We start from the raw sequence: 3,226 nt of genomic DNA, 5'->3' as shown, positions 1-3,226 counted from the left end.
CCACGGCTCTGATAGGGAGCACTGGTTTTGAGGTTCGTTTCCCGCTTAGATGCCTTCAGCGGTTATCGAGTCCATACGTAGCTACCCTGCAATGCGGCTGGCGCCACAACAGGTCCACCAGAGGTATGTCCATCCCGGTCCTCTCGTACTAGGGACAGATCCTCTCAATACTCCTACACCCACGGCAGATAGGGACCGAACTGTCTCACGACGTTCTGAACCCAACTCACGTACCACTTTAATCGGCGAACAGCCGAACCCTTGGGACCTTCTCCAGCCCCAGGATGTGATGAGTCGACATCGAGGTGCCAAACGATGCCGTCGATATGGACTCTTGGGCATCATCAGCCTGTTATCCCCGGCGTACCTTTTATCCGTTGAGCGATGGCCCGTCCACGAGGGACCACCGGATCACTATGGCCGTCTTTCGACTCTGCTCGACGTGTCAGTCTCGCAGTCAGGCAGGCTTATGCCATTGCACTCGTCGAACGATTTCCGACCGTTCTGAGCCTACCTTCGCGCGCCTCCGTTACTCTTTGGGAGGCGACCGCCCCAGTCAAACTACCCACCACACACTGTCCCGGACCCGGATGACGGGCCGCGGTTAGACAGTCATGACGATAAGGGTGGTATTTCAAGGATGGCTCCATCTGAGCTGGCGCCCAAACTTCATAGCCTACCACCTATCCTACACATGCCGACACGAATGCCAGTGTGAAGCTATAGTAAAGGTGCACGGGGTCTTTCCGTCTGACCGCAGGAACCCCGCATCTTCACGGGGAATTCAATTTCACTGAGCCTGTGCTGGAGACAGCGGGGAAGTCGTTACGCCATTCGTGCAGGTCGGAACTTACCCGACAAGGAATTTCGCTACCTTAGGACCGTTATAGTTACGGCCGCCGTTTACCGGGGCTTCAATTCGGAGCTTGCACCCCTCCTCTTAACCTTCCGGCACCGGGCAGGCGTCAGACCCTATACGTCGCCTTAGCGGCTTCGCAGAGCCCTGTGTTTTTGTTAAACAGTCGCCACCCCCTAGTCTGTGCCCCCCGATCATGGTTGCCCATCACCGGGGCCTCCTTCTCCCGAAGTTACGGAGGCAATTTGCCGAGTTCCTTCAGCACAATTCGCTCAACGCCTTGGTATACTCTACCAGTCCACCTGTGTCGGTTTCGGGTACGGTCTGATGCAGGGGCTATTTCCTGGAACGCTGAGACCGCAAGTCCAATCCGATAAGGACTTACGATCCTTCACATCCGTCACCACCTGCTGGCTGAGGAATATTTACCTCATTCCCATCGACTACGCCTTTCGGCCTCGCCTTAGGGACCGGCTAACCCTGCGAAGACTAGCTTTACGCAGGAACCCTTGGACTTTCGGCGAGGGTGATTCTCACACCCTTAGCGTTACTCATGTCAGCATTCTCACTTCCGATACCTCCAGGAGGGGTCGCCCCTCTCCCTTCGCAGGCCTACGGAACGCTCCGCTACCGCGTGTACAAGTACACACCCATAGTTTCGGTGCACGGCTTGAGCCCCGTTACATTGTCCGCGCAGGAACCCTTGTCTAGACCAGTGAGCTGTTACGCTTTCTTTAAATGATGGCTGCTTCTAAGCCAACATCCTGGTTGTTTTGGGATTCCCACATCGTTTCACACTTAGCCGTGACTTCGGGACCTTAACTGATGGTCAGGGTTGTTTCCCTCTTCACGACGGACGTTAGCACCCGCCGTGTGTCTGCCGGATAGTACTCTCGGGTATTCGGAGTTTGCTTAAGATCGGTAAGTCTGTAGGACCCCCTTGCCTATGCAGTGCTCTACCCCCCGAGGTATAAGTCCGACGCTCTACCTAAATAGATTTCGCGGAGAACCAGCTATTTCGAGGTTTGATTGGCCTTTCACCCCTAGTCACAAGTCATCCCCGACTTTTTCAACAGGCGTGGGTTCGGTCCTCCAGTGCGTGTTACCGCACCTTCAACCTGCTCATGACTAGATCACCTCGTTTCGGGTCTAATCCGTCGAACTGAACGCCCTGTTCAGACTCGCTTTCGCTGCGCCTACACCTAACGGCTTAAGCTCGCTCGACAGACTAAGTCGCTGACCCATTATACAAAAGGTACGCCGTCAGCATTGCAGCCTCCGACTGTTTGTAGGCATCCGGTTTCAGGTTCTATTTCACCCCCCTTGTCGGGGTACTTTTCACCTTTCCCTCACGGTACTGGTTCGCTATCGGTCGCTGAGGAGTACTTAGGCTTGGAGGGTGGGCCCCCCACGTTCAGACAGGATTGCACGTGTCCCGCCTTACTCAAGGATCAATAAAGCATCTACACATACGGGGCTGTCACCCTTGATGCCGGCCATTCCAGACCGTTCTGCTTTAACTTCATTGACCACTGGCCTGGTCCGCGTTCGCTCGCCACTACTTGCGGAGTCTCGGTTGATGTCCTTTCCTGCAGGTACTTAGATGTTTCACTTCCCTGCGTTCGCCTCTAATCCCCTATGTATTCAGGGACTAGATATCTTCATAATCGCAAACAGTAACCGGATGGCAGTTTTGCCAGTCCGCTTTCCCTGCCGGGCGCGCTTCTGACTGCCAACTGATCACTGTTCGCTGAAGATGGGTTCCCCCATTCGGAAATCCACGGATCAAAGCTTGTTCGCAGCTCCCCATGGCTTATCGCAGCGTACCACGTCCTTCATCGCCTCTCAGCGCCAAGGCATCCACCAGATGCCCTTACGTCACTTGATCGCTCTCATTACCCATGCCCATCCCTTGCAAAACCTCTGCAAGACCCAATCACCTCCGAAGAGGCGATCGACACGGAACGGTACCTAAAACACGTTCCATGAACATGGATCACGATCTCCATGATGAGCCAACTCGGCCGGCTCATCATGTCCAAAGACCATTCAAATCACACGAGACATGCTTTCCGACACCCCTGCGGTCAAGCGGGGCAGCCCAAAGCCTCACGGCTCCGGGACCGACACGACACCCAAACATCCCGAAGGACCCTCAGCGCCATGCCATCCAGCATGTCTTCTCTTCACGATAACAAGCGAACAGGACAATGGCGGCCATAAGGCTCGCACCATTGCAAACTCTGTCTCTCATCTACGGATGTTTCACTCGACACCAGGAACTGGTGGAGCCAGACGGGATCGAACCGACGACCTCAAGCTTGCAAAGCTAGCGCTCTCCCAACTGAGCTATGGCCCCATTCCGTCACC

General features: G+C 55.1%; 1 tRNA gene and 1 rRNA gene. Both read right to left on the bottom strand.

Features of this window, described 5'->3' with window-relative positions:
• Nucleotides 1-2,744 (bottom strand): 23S ribosomal RNA (locus M4J40_RS17930); the annotation flags it as partial.
• A gap of 395 nt (nt 2,745-3,139) precedes the next feature.
• A tRNA-Ala gene (locus M4J40_RS17925) sits at nt 3,140-3,215 on the bottom strand.
• Nucleotides 3,216-3,226 lie beyond the last annotated feature (11 nt).

The organism is Pleomorphomonas sp. JP5 (assembly GCF_023721815.1).
Lineage (GTDB): Bacteria > Pseudomonadota > Alphaproteobacteria > Rhizobiales > Pleomorphomonadaceae > Pleomorphomonas.
This window is presented reverse-complemented; position numbering and strand designations above follow the sequence as displayed.